We start from the raw sequence: 14767 nt of genomic DNA, 5'->3' as shown, positions 1-14767 counted from the left end.
ACGGCAGGATGGAAGCAGACTATGCAGTGATCGGCGGCGGCGTTGTCGGCCTCTCCGTGGCCTGGGGGCTGCTCAGGCGCGGCAAGCGCGTCACGGTTCTGGACGGCGACGACGGATCGTTCCGGGCCAGCCGCGGCAACTTCGGCCTGGTCTGGGTCCAGTCCAAGGGCATGAAACAGCCGCGCTATGCCAGCTGGAGTCAGCAGTCCGCGGCCGCCTGGGCAGGTTTTGCCGCTGAACTGGAAGACGGCACCGGCCGCTCCGTCGGGCTGCAGCAGAACGGCGGCTATGACCTGCATTTCTCCGAAGAGACGCTTTACGCCACCGTCGCGCAATACGACGCGCTGAAGGACAAGCTGGGCGGCAACTACCCTTACGAGGTTCTGGGCCGCAATGCGCTGAGCCGCGAGGAGCCGCATATCGGGCCCAAGGTGGCCGGCGCGATCCTGCATCACCAGGACGGCCACGCAAACCCGCTGCGCCTGCTGGTGTCGCTGGCAGAGGATGTCCGGCGGCTGGGCGGCAAAGTCCTGAACGGCAAGACCGTCACCGCGGTTGCCAAACCGGATGCTTTCACCGTCCACTGCAGCGACGGCACTGTGGTCACGGCTGACAGGATTGTGCTGTCCGCAGGACTCGGCGCGATGGAGCTTGGCCCCAAGCTGGGCTTCAAGGCGCCGGTGCGGCCGCAGCGCGGCCAGGTGCTGATTACCGAGAAGCTGCCGAAACTGATCAACCGCCCCTCGCTGATTGCCCGCCAGGTGGATGAGGGCGGCATTCAGATCGGCGCCACCAACGAAGAGGTCGGGCTGGACGACGGTGTGACGCAGCCTGGCCTGTCCGGCTTGGCCGCTGAGACCATCGCGGCCTATCCGGCTCTGGCCAAGGCGCAGCTGGTGCGCAGCTGGGGCGCGCTGCGCATCCTGTCGCCCGACGGCCTGCCGATCTATCAGGAAAGCCCGGAAATGCCGGGCGCCTACCTTGTCACCTGCCACAGCGGCATCACCCTGGCCGCGGCCCACGCGCTGTTCCTGCCGGACTGGCTGGAAGGCACCGCGGCCGCCCCTGATCTGGAGGTGTTCAGTGAAGACCGATTCCCCGTTTCTTGAGCTGGAGGACGGCGCCCCTCGCGTGCGGGCCTGGTTCGACGGCCAGCCGCTGGACCTGCCCGCAGGCGCCAACCTGGCCGCCGCGCTGCTGGCCGCCGGCGTGCAGGTGTTCCGCCACACGCCGGTTTCCGGCGCGCCGCGGGCGCCGTTCTGCATGATGGGCGCCTGTTTCGAATGCCTGGTGGAGATTGGCGGCCGGGTGCAGCAGGCCTGCATGCTGGAAGTGGAAGACGGTATGCGGATTGACCGCCCGCATGAAACGGAGGCTGGCAATGCAACGGTGTGATCTGGCCATCATCGGCGCCGGTCCTGCCGGCATGGCCGCGGCCGCCGAAGCCGCGCGGGCCGGCCTTAGCGTGGTGCTTCTGGACGAGCAAACCCGCCCCGGCGGGCAGATTTACCGCGACGTGGACCGCGCCGCCGGTCCGCGCGGTGCCATCCTTGGCCAGGAGTACCTGCATGGTATGACCCTGACGGAAAGCCTTCACCAGGCAGGGATCAGCCATCTGTCCGGCGCTGTTGTCTGGGCCGTTGAGGACGGTTTCCGCATCTCCTTCACCCGCAATGGCCGCGGCGAGCAGGTGAAGGCCGAGCGGGTGATCCTGGCAACCGGCGCGCTGGAGCGCCCGATGCCCATCCCCGGCTGGACCCTGCCCGGAGTAATGACCGCAGGCGCCGCGCAGATCCTGCTGAAGCAGTCCGGCGTGCTGCCGCGCCGCGCGGTGCTCGCCGGGAGCGGGCCGCTGCTTTACCTGATCGCAGCGCAGATGGTGCGGGCCGGCACGCCGCCGCTGGCACTGATCGAAACCCAGACCGCGGCCAGCCCGCTGGCAGCTGGCCGCCACCTGCCCGGAGCGCTGCGCGGCTGGCGCTATCTGGCCAAGGGAATGAAGATGCTGGCGGAGATCAAGCACGCCGGTGTGCCCCGCTACACCGGTGCAACCGGGCTCGCAGTGGCGGGCAGCACCCGGGCCGAAGCGGTGACCTTCCGCAGCAAGGGGCGGGACCACCGCATCGCCTGCGACACCGTCCTGCTGCATCACGGGGTGGTGCCGAACACCCAAGCCGCCCGTTCGATCGGGATGCCGCATGTCTGGTCCGATGCGCAGCAGTGTTTTGTGCCCGAAACCGGCAGATGGGGCGAGACCGCCAAGGACGGCGTTCTGATCGCCGGGGACGGCGCCGGCATCAGTGGCGCCATGGCCGCCGAATTTGCCGGCCGCATTGCCGCGCTGAAAGCGGCAGAGGAGCTGGGCCGGATCACTGCGCAGGAGCGCGACCGCCTCGCCGCCCCGCTGTTCAGCCGGCGCAGCCGGGAAACCGCCGTGCGGCCGTTCCTGGATGCGGTCTACCCGCCCTACGGCGCAGCCCTGCGGCCCGCGGACAGCACCATCGTCTGCCGCTGCGAGGAAGTCACCGCGGGCGACATCCGCAGCTATGCCAAGCTCGGCTGCCTCGGCCCGAACCAGGCCAAGGCCTTCGGGCGGGCCGGCATGGGGCCGTGCCAGGGCCGCTATTGCGGGCTGACGGTGACTGCGCTTCTGGCCGCAGCCAACGGGCAGACCCCGGACGAGACCGGCTATTACCGGATTCGTCCGCCGATTAAGCCCGTGACACTGGGTGAACTGGCCGCGATGGACGCCCCATCTGCCAATGCTGCTGAATAGGAGAACATAATGATCGAACGGATCGACACAGGCACCCGCATGAGCAAGATCGTGAAACACAACGGCGTGGCCTATCTCTGCGGCCAAGTTGGTGACGGGGCAGATGTGACCGCGCAGACCCGCGACTGCCTGTCCCGCGTCGAGGCGTTGCTGGAAAAGGCCGGCTCATCGCCGCAGCAGATCCTGCAGGCGATTGTCTGGCTCTCCAACATGAAGGACTTCGCCGAAATGAACGCGGTCTGGGACGCCTGGCTGCCGCAAGGCCACGCCCCCGCCCGGGCCTGCGGCGAAGCCAGACTCGCCCGGCCGGAACTGAAGGTGGAAATCATTGTGACGGCTGCCTGCGGCTAGCGCCGCCGCGGGCACAACGACTTCCTTGTCCAGCCCCATTTCTATGTGCCAATTCGAAGTAGAGTTTCGGGTGCTGGCGGGCGCATGTTAGGTGCCTGATGCGGACGGGTTTGGGGTTTGATTGTATTGTCTGAGTCGGCAATTGATGACGGCCTGAGCCTGTTTGGTTGTTGTGAACCATTCAGCATTGAGAACCTCGTGGCGGAGAGCGCCATTGAACCGCTCGTTGTACCCGTTCTCCCAAGGTGATCCCGGATAGATCCGGATCGGGTCGATGCAGGCAAATGCCTCCCGTGCAACGCCTACATCATAGCGGGGCGGCGGTATGGATTGGCCAAGGCCCTGCAGCTGTGGTTTCCGGGGTGTCGGTTGACCAGTTGGCGGCCTCGTCACAAGTCACTATCGGGCCGGGTCAAGCAAGCTGTCGAGTTCGTCGAGCGCCAACGAATGGAGCGATGTGGCGAACCGATCCTGTTCTCCGAGATCATGGACCACATCAGCGAGAATGATCGGTCCAACTTCAACCGTTGCATCCGCAAGCACCAAGACTTCAAGGCAGCCATTGAGCGGCTTGGACTGATGGAGGTCAACATCGGAGGTGGGCGTGGAAATGACGCGCTGCAGGTCGTCTTCGGACCAGTGGAGTGCATAGCGGCGTGACCGGGAAGATTTTGGGGTCAGAAATCTGAGCGGCCTACACATATATACGCAACTGCGGTTTCCCCCCGGTGGGGGTGGCCGTGCTCACAGCAGGGCCAGCGAGACTGGTCGAAGGACCACAGATAAGAGGGAGACAGAACCGTAGACCACAGCGTAGACCACGCCGCGCCTGTTGACCTGCACCCGCAACCTCGGATAGCCCTTAGTTTGCTGGGGCTACCGGCTGAAGCAGTGCCTGTAACGGGAACACAACGGAGATAACCCTCCGCCCCCGGGCACCATTACTTCAGCTAACACATTGGTTTTGCTCCAGCTTTTTGCGCATGCAAGGAGCCGTAGACCATGTCGGCTCATGTGACAGCCTTCATCCATTTCTGTAGAACTTCAACAGGGTATCCAGAACCATACCCGTGGCCGACACCATCAGTCTGCCAGCCCCCGATCTGATCGACGATGTCGGACGGACACTCAACGGCGCGAAGGCGATCCCGCATCGAATGGCGGAAGCTATGCATGGTGCATCCTTCGGGTGTCATTTGCTTTATCCATTTGTTCAGTGCAGCGCTGGCAGCGTTGGCGTTTGTCTGGGGCTTTCTGTTGTAGCGCGGGAAGAGGAAATCGCTTTCAACGACCTCGCTCAGCAAACGCTCTGCAGCCCACTTGGCTTGCCCCTCCAACGGGACGACACGCTCACTGCCCTTAGTTTTCAGACGCCGCCACGGGTGTGGACGCACCCAAGCAACCAGCGAACCATCTGACCGCCGTTCAATGTCCTGCCTCACCATTCCTGCGGCCTCAGCAAGCCGCATTCCAGTGTCCGACACAAGCGCTACAAGCCACCTCATGTCATCGTCCAGTTGGCGACACTGGCCCTGAACCACCTTGAGTGCATCCGCTGGGATTGGGTTGCGATCACTTACGCCAGCCTCTCGGTCGTAGTAGACCCCGTTGAAAGGATTGGTCAGGGTCAGGCCAAGCTCACTGGCTGCAAAGTTTGTAACCGCGCGAACGGTCCCAAATATGCGTGTTATACTGCTGCCAGCCAATCCACGTTCGATGAGCGCATCCCTGAACTTGTTGGCATCGGCCTTGGTGAAGGCGTCGAGATGTTTGTCACCGCAGGCGTCGATAACATAACCGCAAGATCGTTCCGCTGCGCGATGGAATGTCTCTGGTCGTCCTTGTCCTTTCAGGCGCAGGTAGATGCCGACAGCTTCGGACAAAAGAACAGATGAAGAGGAAATCTCAGGAGCTGCTGCACCGACCACGATGCGCCCCTCCGACTGCATTCTCAGCATATGCTTGCCCGGCAGTTCTACATCCTTTGAGCGGAGGTGATACCAATACTCATCCAACTGATCGGCGGCTCTTCTGGCCCGCGCTTCAGCGATGCGAGCAGACCGCGTTCGTAATGAGTAGGCAATGCGAGGTGAGGTGTAGTGCTTCTTCAGGTCTTTGGGGATACGGCGGCTGAAGTAGAAAACGCCATCCTTCACGAAGGTGAACGCAGGCGAAATGGTCTCCGACATGGTCTACGGCTCCTTGCATGCGCAAAAAGCTGGAGCAAAACCAATGTGTTAGCTGAAGTAATGGTGCCCGGGGGCGGAATCGAACCACCGACACGAGGATTTTCAATCCACTGCTCTACCCCTGAGCTACCCGGGCACGGGAAGGCTGTTCGCCTTGGGTGGGGGCCTTCTATGCTCTGGGCGCGGCAGTGTCCAGAGGGTTTTTCAAAGAAAATCGCTAATGGCGGGTTTGGTGCGGTTTTTCTTCTGATGCCTGCGCGCGCTCCGCTTCTTCCAAAGCGTTTTCAATGTCTTCCGGGTCCTGGCTGGGCACCGAATAAGCGCCGGTCAGCCACTTCCCGAGGTCGATATCGGCGCAGCGTTTGGAACAGAACGGCCGGTAGCTCTTTTGCGATTCCCCGCCGCAGATCGGACAGCTCATTTCAGCACCTCCTGCAGCAGCGGGCGGCCGCGTTTGCGCTGCAATTCGTAATGCCCCAGGGTGGTCCAGCCCGCCAGCACGGTTTCCTCGGAATCGGCCCGGAAGGCGGCCCGCAGCGCGGTCTCGAACCCGCGCCGGTCCTTTTTCGGCATCGGTGCCAGGTCAAGCACGATCTGGCCGCCCAGGCCGCGCACCCGCAAAGCGCGGGGCAGGGCCTTGGCGGCCGCGATGTTGGCCTTGATGCCTGCCGCAAGCGATGTGTCCGAACCGGTGTTCACATCCACTGCGACCAGGGCGCGGGTCGGCTCGATGAACAGAAAGGCGCCCCCCGGCAGCGGTTCGCGGAGGCCGCGCGCGGTGTCCAGCGCATCAAGCACACCAAGACGTTCAAACCCGCCCGGCTCGCGCTCCACATCTGCAGGCTCCACCCAGTCCCGCCAGGCCAGCAGGTGCGGGGTGTCGCCTTCGGCCAGAACCTCCGGCTCCGCGCCTTCGTCCTCCATTACCTGCGCCGCCAGCGCCGCCATGGCGGCAACGTCCTCGGCAATCTCGTCGCTGTCCGCGCCGGCGCAGGCCGAGCGCAGGATCAGCCCGTAGCCTGTCTCGCCCATTTCCTCATGCGCGATCTCCAGCAGCCGGTCGCGCTCGTCCTCGTCGCGGATGCTGCGGGAGATGTTCAGGCCCGGTGCCTCGGGCGTGACAATGGCATAACGGCTCTTGAACAGGAGTTTCTGGGTCACGGGAACAGCCTTGCCCGGTTCGGCGAAGCCCGACACCTGCACCAGGATCATCTGCCCCGGTGCCAGCCCCTTGACCTGGCGCAGGAAGGCCGGGCCGTCCGGCGTGGACAGGAACATGCCGCCCTGGCCCTTGACCGGCCGGTCGGCGCGGGCGCGGTAGATGGTGCCGGGGGCTGGGGCGTCGCTTTCGACCAGAAAGTCTTCCAGCTTGCCGTCCACCATCAGCGCAGCGGCTTCGCGGTCCTGGATATGGTCGAGAATGATGGTGCGGCCTTTCATGTGGCGGTCTCCTGATAGAGCGGCAGCCCGGCGGCGCGCAGCAGGTTTGCAGTTTCAGACAGCGGCAGCCCGACGATGCCGGTGAAAGAGCCGCTGATCCACGGAATAAAGGCGCCCGCAGGGCCCTGGATGGCATAGGCACCGGCCTTGCCCTCCCAGTCGCCGGTGGCGAGATAGGCGTTCAGTTCCTCGTCAGAGAGGTTTTTCATCTTCACCTGGCTGACCACGTCCTTTTCCCAGACCCGCTCGCCGCGGCGCACGGCAACAGCGGTGATCACCCGGTGGCGGCGGCCGGACAAGGCCAGCAGGAACTCCGCCGCCTCGCCCGCATCGCGCGGCTTGCCCAGGATGCGGCGGCCAAGGGCGACGGTGGTGTCCGCACAGAGCACAACATCCTCTGTCCCTGCAGAAACGGCCTGAGTTTTCTCCCGTGTTACCCTAGTGCAATAGGCGCGCGGCAGCTCGCCCTTCTGCGGTGTCTCGTCAATCTCCGGCGGGCGCACCTCGTCAGGCTGCACGCCCAGCTGCGCCAGCAACTGCAGCCGCCGGGGGCTGCCAGATCCAAGGATAAATGCCATGCCGTGGCCCTCTTACCGGTTTGCGCCTGTCATACGGCGAAAACTGGCAGCGTGAAAAGAGCGGTGCGCCCTTTCCTCTTTCCAGAAATAGTCCCGCCGGAGGCAGCGGCCGCCAGGCCGCCTCAAAACAAAAGCCCGGCAGAGCGCCGGGCCTTGATATTTCTTCCAGATCAATCGCTTACTTGAAGCGGTAGTTGATCCGGCCCTTGGTCAGGTCATAGGGGGTCATTTCCACCTGGACCTTGTCGCCAGCCAGAACACGGATGCGGTTTTTGCGCATCTTGCCTGCCGTGTGCGCGATGATCTCATGGCCGTTCTCAAGCTCGACCCGAAACGTCGCGTTAGGCAGGAGTTCCTTCACGACACCGGGAAATTCGAGCGTATCTTCCTTGGCCATGTTGTCTCCATCATTGGGTTAACCCGCAAACTGCGGGACGTGCGCTTAAATGGGGTCATTTTTCCAATATTTCAAGGGCTCAATCAGGAAAGAGCGGCCTTTGTGACCGATTTTACCCGCGGCATTTGCTCCTCCCAATGCAGCCGGTTCAGCACCCCGCCATCGGCCCGCACATGGGCGATGGCCCCCAGGTCCGCTTCGCCGTAGGTCCAGCCCGGCTGGTTCAGCGTGCCCTCAGACAGCACGCCGGTTCCGGGGAAGCCATTGTCGGGCGGGCCGAAAATGCCGCCTGTGCCGGTGTTCATGTCGACCGCTTCGGACCATTCGTTGGCCCCGGTGATAGAGGCCATGGCGGTCACGCATTGGTTTTCCAGCGCCCGCGACATCGCGCCGATGCGCACCCGCCAGTATCCGGCCAGCGCCTCGGTGCAGGAGGGAACAAGAATCACGTCCGTTTCTGCCAATGCGCGGCCCAGCAGCGGGAACTCGCTGTCATAGCAGATAAGCACCCCGATTCTCCCCAGCGCGGTGTCGAAGATCTTGAGCGGGCCGCCGCCCGTGATACCCCAGTCCTCGCGCTCAAACCGGGTCATGATTTGCTTGTCCTGATGGTCCCGCTTGCCAGCCGGCGTGTAGAACTCTGCCCGGTTCACCGGCCTGTCCAGTCCGCTGTTCACCGGGGCGGAGGCGCCCAGGATATGCACCCCGTATTCCGCGGCCAGTTTCAGGTGCAGCGCGGCCGCATCCTCCATCTTCTCCGATACCGAATGGATCGACTGCTCCAGATCGCCGGCAACTGCGGCGCCGTCCAGCGTCGACAGCTCCATCGCGCCGTATTCGGGGAACACCAGCAGCTCGGCGCCGTTTCCGGCGGCCTCAGCCACCCAGGCGGCCAGCTTGTCCTCATACTGCGCCCAGCTGTCGAGCCAGTCGAGCGGATAGGCGGCGGTGGCGATTTTCATGCGGTCTCTCCGGCAGTCAGCAGCCGCATCCTTGTGCGGTCCACCGGCAGGATTGCCCTGCATCGGGTCCCGGCGCAAGCCGCTGAGGCGCCCTGGTTGCGGCTGTTGCCGGCCGGGCCGGTGAAAACCTCCGGCAGGGATGCGCATTTTTGCAACGGAAACAGCCGCGTCCTGCGTTCTATCTTGGTGTTGCGCGGCTGTTTGGCCATTCTCTGGCGCAGCTCATCGTTTGATTTATTTGAAAGAGGACCACTCCCTTGGCAACCAAGCTTGATGACAAGAACCTGAAAGGCGTTATCGCCGACATTTCTAAAAAAGGTTTCCGCACCAAATTCTGGCGTGAATACCGCGCCGGGGCCTGCAAGGGCAGCGGTGTTGGCAAATACATGGATCTTCTGGAGAAACTGGGTGTGCCGCCGTCGGGTGACCCGGCCAAGGCAGATCTGGGCAACATGCCGGAGATTGTTCAGGCCTTCAGCATGCTGGCAAATGCGATGCTGAAGGCGCGCGGCAAATGCGGCAAGCTGCAGTCCCATAGCAAGGACCTGTGCCTGGCTTATGCCAAGCAGATCGAAAGACGCGAGAACGCGGCGGCAGAGCTGGCCCGCAATGCAGACAAGATCAAACAGCAGCAGATGAAAGAGCAGCTGAGGCGCGAAAGGGCCAATGAGGAAACCGACAAGCATCTGGCCAAGCTCAAGAAAGAGCATGAAGAAACCCGCAAGCTGATCATCAAGGAAATCAAGGCGGCCGAGGTGCGCGCCAAGAAAATCGAAGCCGCCTGCCTCGACATCTCCAAGGACGTGAACGCCGCGCTGGACAAGCTGGAAGCGATCAAAAAGGCTTGGAAGTCCGCCTATCACAAAGAGGGCGCGGACCGCTCCAAGATCGAAGCGCAGGCCGACAAGGGCATCCGCGATCTGACCAAGGCCTACAAGATCGAGGCCCACGCAAAGAACGTGAAAGGCGCCCTGCCCAAACTGTTCAAGGAGTTGGCCGAGAACTACAAGCAGTTCAAGCAGGAGGAGTACAACAAGAAGGAGTATGTTGCTGCCGGCAGGGCGGTGACAGCAGCCAAGCGCACCTTCGATGACGCCCGCGATTCCGTAAAGCTCTATGCCGCCCAGCAGAAAATCGCGCTGGAGGAAGTCCAGGCCGCGCGCCCCGAAGGCGTGTGACCAAACGAAACAGGCGCCTGCTTTGGCGCCTGTTTTTCACAGATCCCGGATCCAGAACTGCAGCGGTTTGCGGGTCTCTTCCGCCTGATCCACGTCTTTCCAGGAAAAATGCGCGATGGCACCATCCAGCGGGGCATAGCCGCGCTTGCGCCAGAACGGATCCAGAGGCGCGTAATCCGCGGGCCGCAGCGGGTGGTCCGCCGGGCGCTGCACGCCGCAAAAGGCAGTTTTCTTGAACCCGTGCTTGCGGGCATGGGCTTCGCGCGCGTCAAAGAACCCGTGGCCTACGCCATGGCCGCGGTACTCCGGCAGCAGCACGGATTCGGCGCAGTAGAAGACGCCGTTCAGATCGACGCCGGTGCCCTCAAAGGCGGCCGCGAAGTCATCCGCATGGTCGGACAGCGGCGCGCCGGTGGAGGCCCCCACCAGGGCATCGCCGTCAAAGGCGCCGACCACCACGGCGCGGGTGCTGTCGCGGTAGCTTTGCAGGTATTCCCGCTCATACCCCAGATCGCCGTCATAGAGATACGGCCAGGCGCGGAACACCTTGATCCGCAGGCGCGCCACATCGTCCAGCGCGGCCTCCAGCGCCGCGCCGGTCATCGCTTCGACCCGGATGGTCATCCGGCGGAAACCTGGGCGATCCAGTCCGCCAGGTTGTAATAGGTGGTGACGCGGGAAATCTTGCCGTCCTTCAGTTCAAAGAACGACCCGCCCGGCAGGCGGTAGGTCTGGCCCTTGGCTTCCGGCAGGCCTTCGTCGGTCACCAGGTAGGTGCCATTGACGATGAACTCCGCTGCGGCGCGGGTGCCGTCCTCGCTGGAAAAGATCACCATATCGGTCAGCTCTTCCTTGTAGCAGCGGCTCATATGGGCGCAGAATTCTGCGAATTTCTCTTTGCCCACGCGGATTTTGCCCTCGTTGACGTGGTGGGCTATCTGCTCGTCCAGGCAGTCCAGCATGGTGCCCGTGTCGCCGGCGTTGAAGGCTGCGAAATAGCGCGCGATGGTGTCGGTCATGTTCTCTCCGTCGGTTCACCCCAGCGGTTCTTCAGGTGCTGGATGATTTGATCCCGTGTTTGCCGGTAGATATCTAGCTTGGCCTGACGCGTCTCGCCGAGCCCGGTAGGGTCCATAATCGGCCAATATTCGACATCGAGGTGAAAAAAACGGGTGAGTTCCAGCGCCCGGCGCTGGCTGGCGGGCGACAGCGCCACCACCAGGTCAAAGGACGACAGGTCGTCGCCCCAGCGCTCCATCTCGTCGAATGAGCGCGACCGGTGCCGAGACAGCTCAACGTCGATCTCCTGGCAGACCGCGATGGAAAAGCCGTCGATCTCCATGTCGTTCTTGACCCCGGCGGACTGCACATAGGTGCCGGTGCCGTAGAATTTCTTCATGATGCCCTCCGCCATCGGAGAGCGGACCGAATTGTGGTCGCAACAGAACAGAACGGACTGCGGCAGCTCCTCCACGCGTCAGCCTCCGAAGTGCAGGACACAAATCAGGGTGAACAGGCGGCGGGCGGTGTCGGTGTCGACCTCGGCCTTGCCCTCCAGCCGCTCCTGCAGCACCCGGCTGCCTTCGTTGTGGATGCCGCGCCTTGCCATGTCGATGGTTTCGATCTGGCTCGGCGGCAGAGTCTTCACCGCGGTGAAATAGCTTTCGCAGATCTGGTAGTAGTCCTTGACCACCTGCCGGAAGGGCGACAGCGACAGGTGAAACTCCGCGGCCTTCTCACCAGCCTCGGTATTGATGTCAAAGACCAGCCGCTTGTCGCGGATCGCCAGCCCCAGGTGGTAGGGGCCGGCCGGGATATCGCGGTCCTCCCGCTGCGGCAGGGCAAAGCTGTTGTCCTCGATCAGGTCATAGATCGCCACCTTGCGCTCCTGCTCGATCTCGGGTGTCGGGGGCGGCAGGTTGCGGTCGTCCAGTTCGATATGGCTGATGCGGCTCATGGGTCTTTGTCTCTGATATGCGCGGGGGCGTCCGGCCATGAGTATCGCACCGCCGTGCCCGGGGCAATGCAGCAGCGGGCGTCAATCTCCTGGCCGTTTGCGGCAGTGCTTGACAGGCCGCGCCCGCCCGTCCCAGGCTGCCGCCGGCAGGAGACAGCGAAATGACAGGTCTTGAACAGTTTTCCCTCAGCGGCCGCCGCGCGCTGGTGACCGGCTCCACCGATGGTCTCGGCTTTGCTGCCGCCTGCCTGCTGGCAGAGGCGGGGGCCGAGGTCTGGATCAACGGGCGCAATCGGGAGCGGGTCGACGCCGCGCTCGCCCGGATGCCCGGCACCGCCCGGCCGCTGGTGCTGGATATCGCGGATGAAAATGCCGTCACCGGGTCGATGGCACAGATCGCGGCAGCAGGCGGGCTGGACATCCTGGTCAACAATGTCGGCCAGCGCGACCGGCGCAGCCTGCCGGAGTTCACCCGCTCTGACCTGCAGGCGCTGTGGGAGGTCGACCTGGTCTCGCCCTTCCGCTTGTCCCAATTGGCTGCCGCGCAAATGGCGCCCAAGGGCTGGGGGCGCATCATCAACATCTCGTCGATTGCAGGCCTCATCGCGCAGTCCGGCGATGCGGCCTATACCACCGCCAAGGCCGGCATCAACGGCATGACCAAGGCATTGGCGGCGGAGCTCGGCCCCCAGGGGATCACCGTGAACGCCATCGCCCCGGGCTTCTTCAAGACCGCCCCCAACATGGCCGCGGCCGCAGATCCGGCGATTTCAGAGAAGCTGAAGAACGCAACCGCGCTGGGCCGCTGGGGCAAGCCGGAGGAACTGGCCCCCGCCATCCTGTTCCTGGCGTCGCCGGCCGCGTCCTACATCACCGGGCAGGTGCTGGCCGTGGACGGCGGCTATACCGCCCACTACTGACCTGCTGGCCGCGTCTTTCTGGTCCGGAATGCCCCGGGAAGAATGCGTCGCGTGCGCAGAGGGGGCAGCACCCCTCCGCCGTTCACCCGTTCAACGCATCCAGCCGCGCGGTGACGGACAGGCCGTGCGCCTCCAGGCTTTCGCTTTTCGCCAGCACCTCAGCCGCAGGGCCGATGGCGCGCAGCGAATCCGGGGTCATCTGGCTCAGCGTCGTGCGCTTCAGGAAATCCATCACCGACAGGCCGGAGGAGAACCGGGCCGAGCGCGCGGTCGGCAGCACATGGTTCGGGCCGCCGACATAGTCGCCGATCGCTTCGGGCGTGTACTGTCCCAGGAAGATGGCACCCGCGTGAATCGTCTTTTCGCTCAGGGTCACCGGGTCGGCGACGCACAGCTCCAGATGCTCCGGCGCGATGCGGTTCGACAGCGCTGCCGCCTCATCCAGGTCCCGCACAGTGATCACCGCGCCGAAGTCTTTCCAGGACGCACCGGCAATGGCGCGGCGCTCCAGCGTTTCCAGGCGCTTGTCCACCGCCTCCGCCACTGCGCGGCCAAAGCCCTCGTCATCAGTGATCAGGATCGACTGGGCGCTTTCGTCGTGTTCGGCCTGGCTCATCAGGTCCAATGCGATCCAGTCCGGGTTGTTGTCCTTGTCCGCGATCACCAGGATTTCCGACGGGCCTGCAATCATGTCGATGCCGACCTTGCCGAACACCCGGCGCTTGGCGGCGGCGACAAAGGCGTTGCCGGGGCCGGTGATCTTGTCGACCGGCGCGATGCTTTCGGTGCCATAGGCCAGCGCCGCCACTGCCTGCGCCCCGCCGACGCGGTAAATCTCATCCACGCCCGAGATCCTGGCTGCCAGCAGCACCAGCGGGTTGATCTGCCCGTCCGGGGCCGGCACCGTGACCGCCAGCCGCTCCACACCGGCAACCTTGGCGGGGATTGCGTTCATCAGCACCGAGGAGGGGTAGGAGGCCAGCCCGCCCGGCACATAAAGCCCGGCAGCTGAGACCGCCGACCAGCGCCAGCCCAGCGTTGCGCCGCTCTCATCGGTCCATTGCGCATCCTGCGGCATCTGGCGCGTGTGATAGGCGCGGATCCGGTCTGCTGCCAGCTCCAGTGCGGTGCGTTCTTCCGCCGGGACATCGGCGATGGCTGCGTCCACTTCTGCGTCAGAGATCCGCAGCTGCGCCGGCTCCAGTTCCAGCCGGTCGAATTTCGCCGTGAGTTCCACCAGCGCCGCGTCGCCGCGGGCGCGGACATCGGCAATGATCCCGGCCACGATAGCGTCCACATCCGGGCTGTCCTCGCGTTTGGCGCCCAGCAGTTCGGTGAAGGATTGTTCAAAACCGGACTCAGAGGTTTTCAGAAACTGCGGCATCGGGATCTCCTTTGGCCCCCGCATATCCGCATGGGGGCGGAGCCTCAAGAATTATGCGTGAAGCCGATGCAATTGGACGCAAGGCAAACGGGCGGCGCGTGCCAATCCAAAGAGGCGGAAACCTCAGCCCAAGGCTTTTAGCATCGGAATGCAGGGGGCGCCGCAGCATCCGGCCGCATCTTTCGCCACTTGCCAGCCGTTTTTGCGGTAAAACGCCAGCGCCGTGCGGGTGGCGTTAAGGCGGCCCTCAACATGACCATACTGCAGCAGCTCCGCCTCCAGATGGGCCAGCATGGCTGCTCCAGTGCCCAGGCCGGCTGCGGCAGGGGCAACATAAAGAAGGAGATTATGCCGTCCGGATCGATCCCGCCCACGGCAGCGGCCTCTCCGCCCCGTTCCGCCAGCCAGTAACGCCCCGGGCCGCCGATCCAGCTGCGGATCTGCTCCGGCGTCTTGTTGGCGGTCCACTCCGCGATCCGGGCGGCATCGCCGCCGTGGTCGGCCTGACACAGATCGCGGATCGAGGCGGTCAGAACCCGGCTCATGGCAAAGACGTCAAAAACTGAGGCGGCACGGATTTCCAGCGCTGCCGCCGGGGCTGCAAACGCCTGGGAAATGCCGCGCTTGTTCTGCAC

At 64.0% G+C, this 14767-nt stretch carries 20 protein-coding genes and 1 tRNA gene; 7 read left to right on the top strand and 14 right to left on the bottom strand.

Features of this window, described 5'->3' with window-relative positions:
* Window positions 1-8 precede the first annotated feature (8 nt).
* Genes AC58NV_RS20060 through AC58NV_RS20045 form a run of 4 tightly spaced genes read left to right on the top strand, consistent with a single transcriptional unit; the run spans window position 9 to window position 3127 of the window.
* Complete coding sequence (locus AC58NV_RS20060; protein WP_497228706.1) at window positions 9-1109, top strand: NAD(P)/FAD-dependent oxidoreductase; 1101 nt, start codon at window positions 9-11, stop codon at window positions 1107-1109.
* Window positions 1084-1395, top strand: a complete 312-nt coding sequence (locus AC58NV_RS20055; RefSeq protein ID WP_497228705.1) for a (2Fe-2S)-binding protein — start codon at window positions 1084-1086, stop codon at window positions 1393-1395. Before AC58NV_RS20060 ends, AC58NV_RS20055 begins: the two co-directional genes overlap by 26 nt.
* Window positions 1382-2776 (top strand): FAD/NAD(P)-dependent oxidoreductase, encoded by a 1395-nt coding sequence (locus AC58NV_RS20050; RefSeq protein WP_497228704.1) that lies wholly within the window; start codon window positions 1382-1384, stop codon window positions 2774-2776. Before AC58NV_RS20055 ends, AC58NV_RS20050 begins: the two co-directional genes overlap by 14 nt.
* Before the next feature lie 9 nt (window positions 2777-2785).
* Window positions 2786-3127 carry a RidA family protein gene (locus AC58NV_RS20045; protein WP_497228703.1) on the top strand — a complete coding sequence of 114 codons (342 nt, stop codon included), beginning with the start codon at window positions 2786-2788 and terminating at the stop codon, window positions 3125-3127.
* Window positions 3128-3214: 87 nt separating this feature from the next.
* On the opposite strand, the gene AC58NV_RS20040 is transcribed toward AC58NV_RS20045, so the two are convergent.
* A complete protein-coding gene (locus AC58NV_RS20040) occupies window positions 3215-3520 on the bottom strand; it encodes an integrase core domain-containing protein (protein ID WP_497228702.1) in 306 nt (101 codons plus the stop codon).
* On the opposite strand from AC58NV_RS20040, the gene AC58NV_RS20035 reads away from it, so the two are divergent.
* A complete protein-coding gene (locus AC58NV_RS20035) occupies window positions 3458-3787 on the top strand; it encodes a hypothetical protein (protein WP_497228727.1) in 330 nt (109 codons plus the stop codon). The genes AC58NV_RS20040 and AC58NV_RS20035 overlap by 63 nt on opposite strands.
* Window positions 3788-4137: 350 nt before the next feature.
* On the opposite strand, the gene AC58NV_RS20030 is transcribed toward AC58NV_RS20035, so the two are convergent.
* The 7 genes from AC58NV_RS20030 to AC58NV_RS20000 all read right to left on the bottom strand — a co-directional run bounded on the left by AC58NV_RS20030 (window position 4138) and on the right by AC58NV_RS20000 (window position 8693).
* Entirely contained in the window at window positions 4138-5316 is a 1179-nt protein-coding gene (locus tag AC58NV_RS20030; RefSeq protein WP_497228701.1) for a DUF6538 domain-containing protein, read from the bottom strand.
* 61 nt (window positions 5317-5377) lie between these two features.
* Window positions 5378-5452: transfer RNA gene (locus tag AC58NV_RS20025), tRNA-Phe, on the bottom strand.
* 81 nt (window positions 5453-5533) lie between these two features.
* On the bottom strand, window positions 5534-5737 hold the full coding sequence (locus AC58NV_RS20020) for a DNA gyrase inhibitor YacG (protein WP_497228700.1): 204 nt from the start codon (window positions 5735-5737) through the stop codon (window positions 5534-5536).
* Complete coding sequence (locus AC58NV_RS20015; protein ID WP_497228699.1) at window positions 5734-6756, bottom strand: ribonuclease E/G; 1023 nt, start codon at window positions 6754-6756, stop codon at window positions 5734-5736. Before AC58NV_RS20015 ends, AC58NV_RS20020 begins: the two co-directional genes overlap by 4 nt.
* Entirely contained in the window at window positions 6753-7334 is a 582-nt protein-coding gene (locus tag AC58NV_RS20010; protein ID WP_497228698.1) for a Maf family protein, read from the bottom strand. Before AC58NV_RS20010 ends, AC58NV_RS20015 begins: the two co-directional genes overlap by 4 nt.
* A 178-nt stretch (window positions 7335-7512) precedes the next feature.
* Window positions 7513-7731 carry a translation initiation factor IF-1 gene (gene infA, locus AC58NV_RS20005; RefSeq protein ID WP_005978431.1) on the bottom strand — a complete coding sequence of 73 codons (219 nt, stop codon included), beginning with the start codon at window positions 7729-7731 and terminating at the stop codon, window positions 7513-7515.
* Window positions 7732-7814: 83 nt separating this feature from the next.
* The gene (locus AC58NV_RS20000) at window positions 7815-8693 is read right to left on the bottom strand and encodes a carbon-nitrogen hydrolase family protein (protein ID WP_497228697.1); all 879 of its coding nucleotides are present in this window, start codon (window positions 8691-8693) and stop codon (window positions 7815-7817) included.
* A 257-nt stretch (window positions 8694-8950) separates the two neighbouring features.
* Between AC58NV_RS20000 and AC58NV_RS19995 the strand changes: the two genes are divergently transcribed.
* Complete coding sequence (locus AC58NV_RS19995) at window positions 8951-9871, top strand: hypothetical protein (RefSeq protein ID WP_497228696.1); 921 nt, start codon at window positions 8951-8953, stop codon at window positions 9869-9871.
* Window positions 9872-9907: 36 nt separating this feature from the next.
* On the opposite strand, the gene AC58NV_RS19990 is transcribed toward AC58NV_RS19995, so the two are convergent.
* From AC58NV_RS19990 to AC58NV_RS19975, 4 genes are read right to left on the bottom strand one after another with little or no spacing between them, the layout of a single operon-like run.
* The gene (locus AC58NV_RS19990; protein ID WP_497228695.1) at window positions 9908-10495 is read right to left on the bottom strand and encodes a GNAT family N-acetyltransferase; all 588 of its coding nucleotides are present in this window, start codon (window positions 10493-10495) and stop codon (window positions 9908-9910) included.
* A complete protein-coding gene (locus AC58NV_RS19985; protein ID WP_497228694.1) occupies window positions 10492-10890 on the bottom strand; it encodes a ketosteroid isomerase-related protein in 399 nt (132 codons plus the stop codon). The genes AC58NV_RS19990 and AC58NV_RS19985 overlap by 4 nt, the downstream gene beginning before the upstream one ends.
* Complete coding sequence (locus tag AC58NV_RS19980) at window positions 10887-11345, bottom strand: arsenate-mycothiol transferase ArsC (protein ID WP_019295067.1); 459 nt, start codon at window positions 11343-11345, stop codon at window positions 10887-10889. Before AC58NV_RS19980 ends, AC58NV_RS19985 begins: the two co-directional genes overlap by 4 nt.
* Before the next feature lie 3 nt (window positions 11346-11348).
* Window positions 11349-11828: a UPF0262 family protein gene (locus tag AC58NV_RS19975; RefSeq protein WP_174149000.1), complete on the bottom strand. Its 480-nt coding sequence runs from the start codon at window positions 11826-11828 to the stop codon at window positions 11349-11351.
* Between the two features lie 161 nt (window positions 11829-11989).
* Here AC58NV_RS19975 and AC58NV_RS19970 point away from each other — a divergent pair, with 161 nt between their 5' ends.
* Window positions 11990-12748, top strand: a complete 759-nt coding sequence (locus tag AC58NV_RS19970; protein ID WP_497228693.1) for an SDR family oxidoreductase — start codon at window positions 11990-11992, stop codon at window positions 12746-12748.
* Window positions 12749-12830: 82 nt separating this feature from the next.
* Here AC58NV_RS19970 and hisD read toward each other — a convergent pair whose 3' ends face one another.
* Together hisD and AC58NV_RS19960 are read right to left on the bottom strand one after the other, a co-directional pair.
* Window positions 12831-14132, bottom strand: a complete 1302-nt coding sequence (gene hisD / locus AC58NV_RS19965; protein WP_497228692.1) for a histidinol dehydrogenase — start codon at window positions 14130-14132, stop codon at window positions 12831-12833.
* Between the two features lie 123 nt (window positions 14133-14255).
* Entirely contained in the window at window positions 14256-14600 is a 345-nt protein-coding gene (locus tag AC58NV_RS19960; RefSeq protein ID WP_497228691.1) for a GNAT family N-acetyltransferase, read from the bottom strand.
* Between the last annotated feature and the right edge of the window lie 167 nt (window positions 14601-14767).

Source organism: Leisingera sp. ANG49, from assembly GCF_059694505.1.
Note: the sequence above shows the minus strand (reverse complement) of the source record. Positions and strands in the feature narration are given on the sequence as shown.

Excerpts from the sequence above, each read along its gene's own strand:
- AC58NV_RS20060 (WP_497228706.1), top strand. The coding sequence starts at position 9 with ATGGAAGCAGACTATGCAGTGATCGGCGGCGGCGTTGTCGGCCTCTCC.
- AC58NV_RS20050 (WP_497228704.1), top strand. The coding sequence starts at position 1,382 with ATGCAACGGTGTGATCTGGCCATCATCGGCGCCGGTCCTGCCGGCATG.
- AC58NV_RS20045 (WP_497228703.1), top strand. The coding sequence starts at position 2,786 with ATGATCGAACGGATCGACACAGGCACCCGCATGAGCAAGATCGTGAAA.
- AC58NV_RS20030 (WP_497228701.1), bottom strand. The coding sequence starts at position 5,316 with ATGTCGGAGACCATTTCGCCTGCGTTCACCTTCGTGAAGGATGGCGTT.
- AC58NV_RS20020 (WP_497228700.1), bottom strand. The coding sequence starts at position 5,737 with ATGAGCTGTCCGATCTGCGGCGGGGAATCGCAAAAGAGCTACCGGCCG.
- AC58NV_RS20015 (WP_497228699.1), bottom strand. The coding sequence starts at position 6,756 with ATGAAAGGCCGCACCATCATTCTCGACCATATCCAGGACCGCGAAGCC.
- AC58NV_RS20010 (WP_497228698.1), bottom strand. The coding sequence starts at position 7,334 with ATGGCATTTATCCTTGGATCTGGCAGCCCCCGGCGGCTGCAGTTGCTG.
- infA (WP_005978431.1), bottom strand. The coding sequence starts at position 7,731 with ATGGCCAAGGAAGATACGCTCGAATTTCCCGGTGTCGTGAAGGAACTC.
- AC58NV_RS20000 (WP_497228697.1), bottom strand. The coding sequence starts at position 8,693 with ATGAAAATCGCCACCGCCGCCTATCCGCTCGACTGGCTCGACAGCTGG.
- AC58NV_RS19990 (WP_497228695.1), bottom strand. The coding sequence starts at position 10,495 with ATGACCATCCGGGTCGAAGCGATGACCGGCGCGGCGCTGGAGGCCGCG.
- AC58NV_RS19985 (WP_497228694.1), bottom strand. The coding sequence starts at position 10,890 with ATGACCGACACCATCGCGCGCTATTTCGCAGCCTTCAACGCCGGCGAC.
- AC58NV_RS19975 (WP_174149000.1), bottom strand. The coding sequence starts at position 11,828 with ATGAGCCGCATCAGCCATATCGAACTGGACGACCGCAACCTGCCGCCC.
- AC58NV_RS19970 (WP_497228693.1), top strand. The coding sequence starts at position 11,990 with ATGACAGGTCTTGAACAGTTTTCCCTCAGCGGCCGCCGCGCGCTGGTG.
- hisD (WP_497228692.1), bottom strand. The coding sequence starts at position 14,132 with ATGCCGCAGTTTCTGAAAACCTCTGAGTCCGGTTTTGAACAATCCTTC.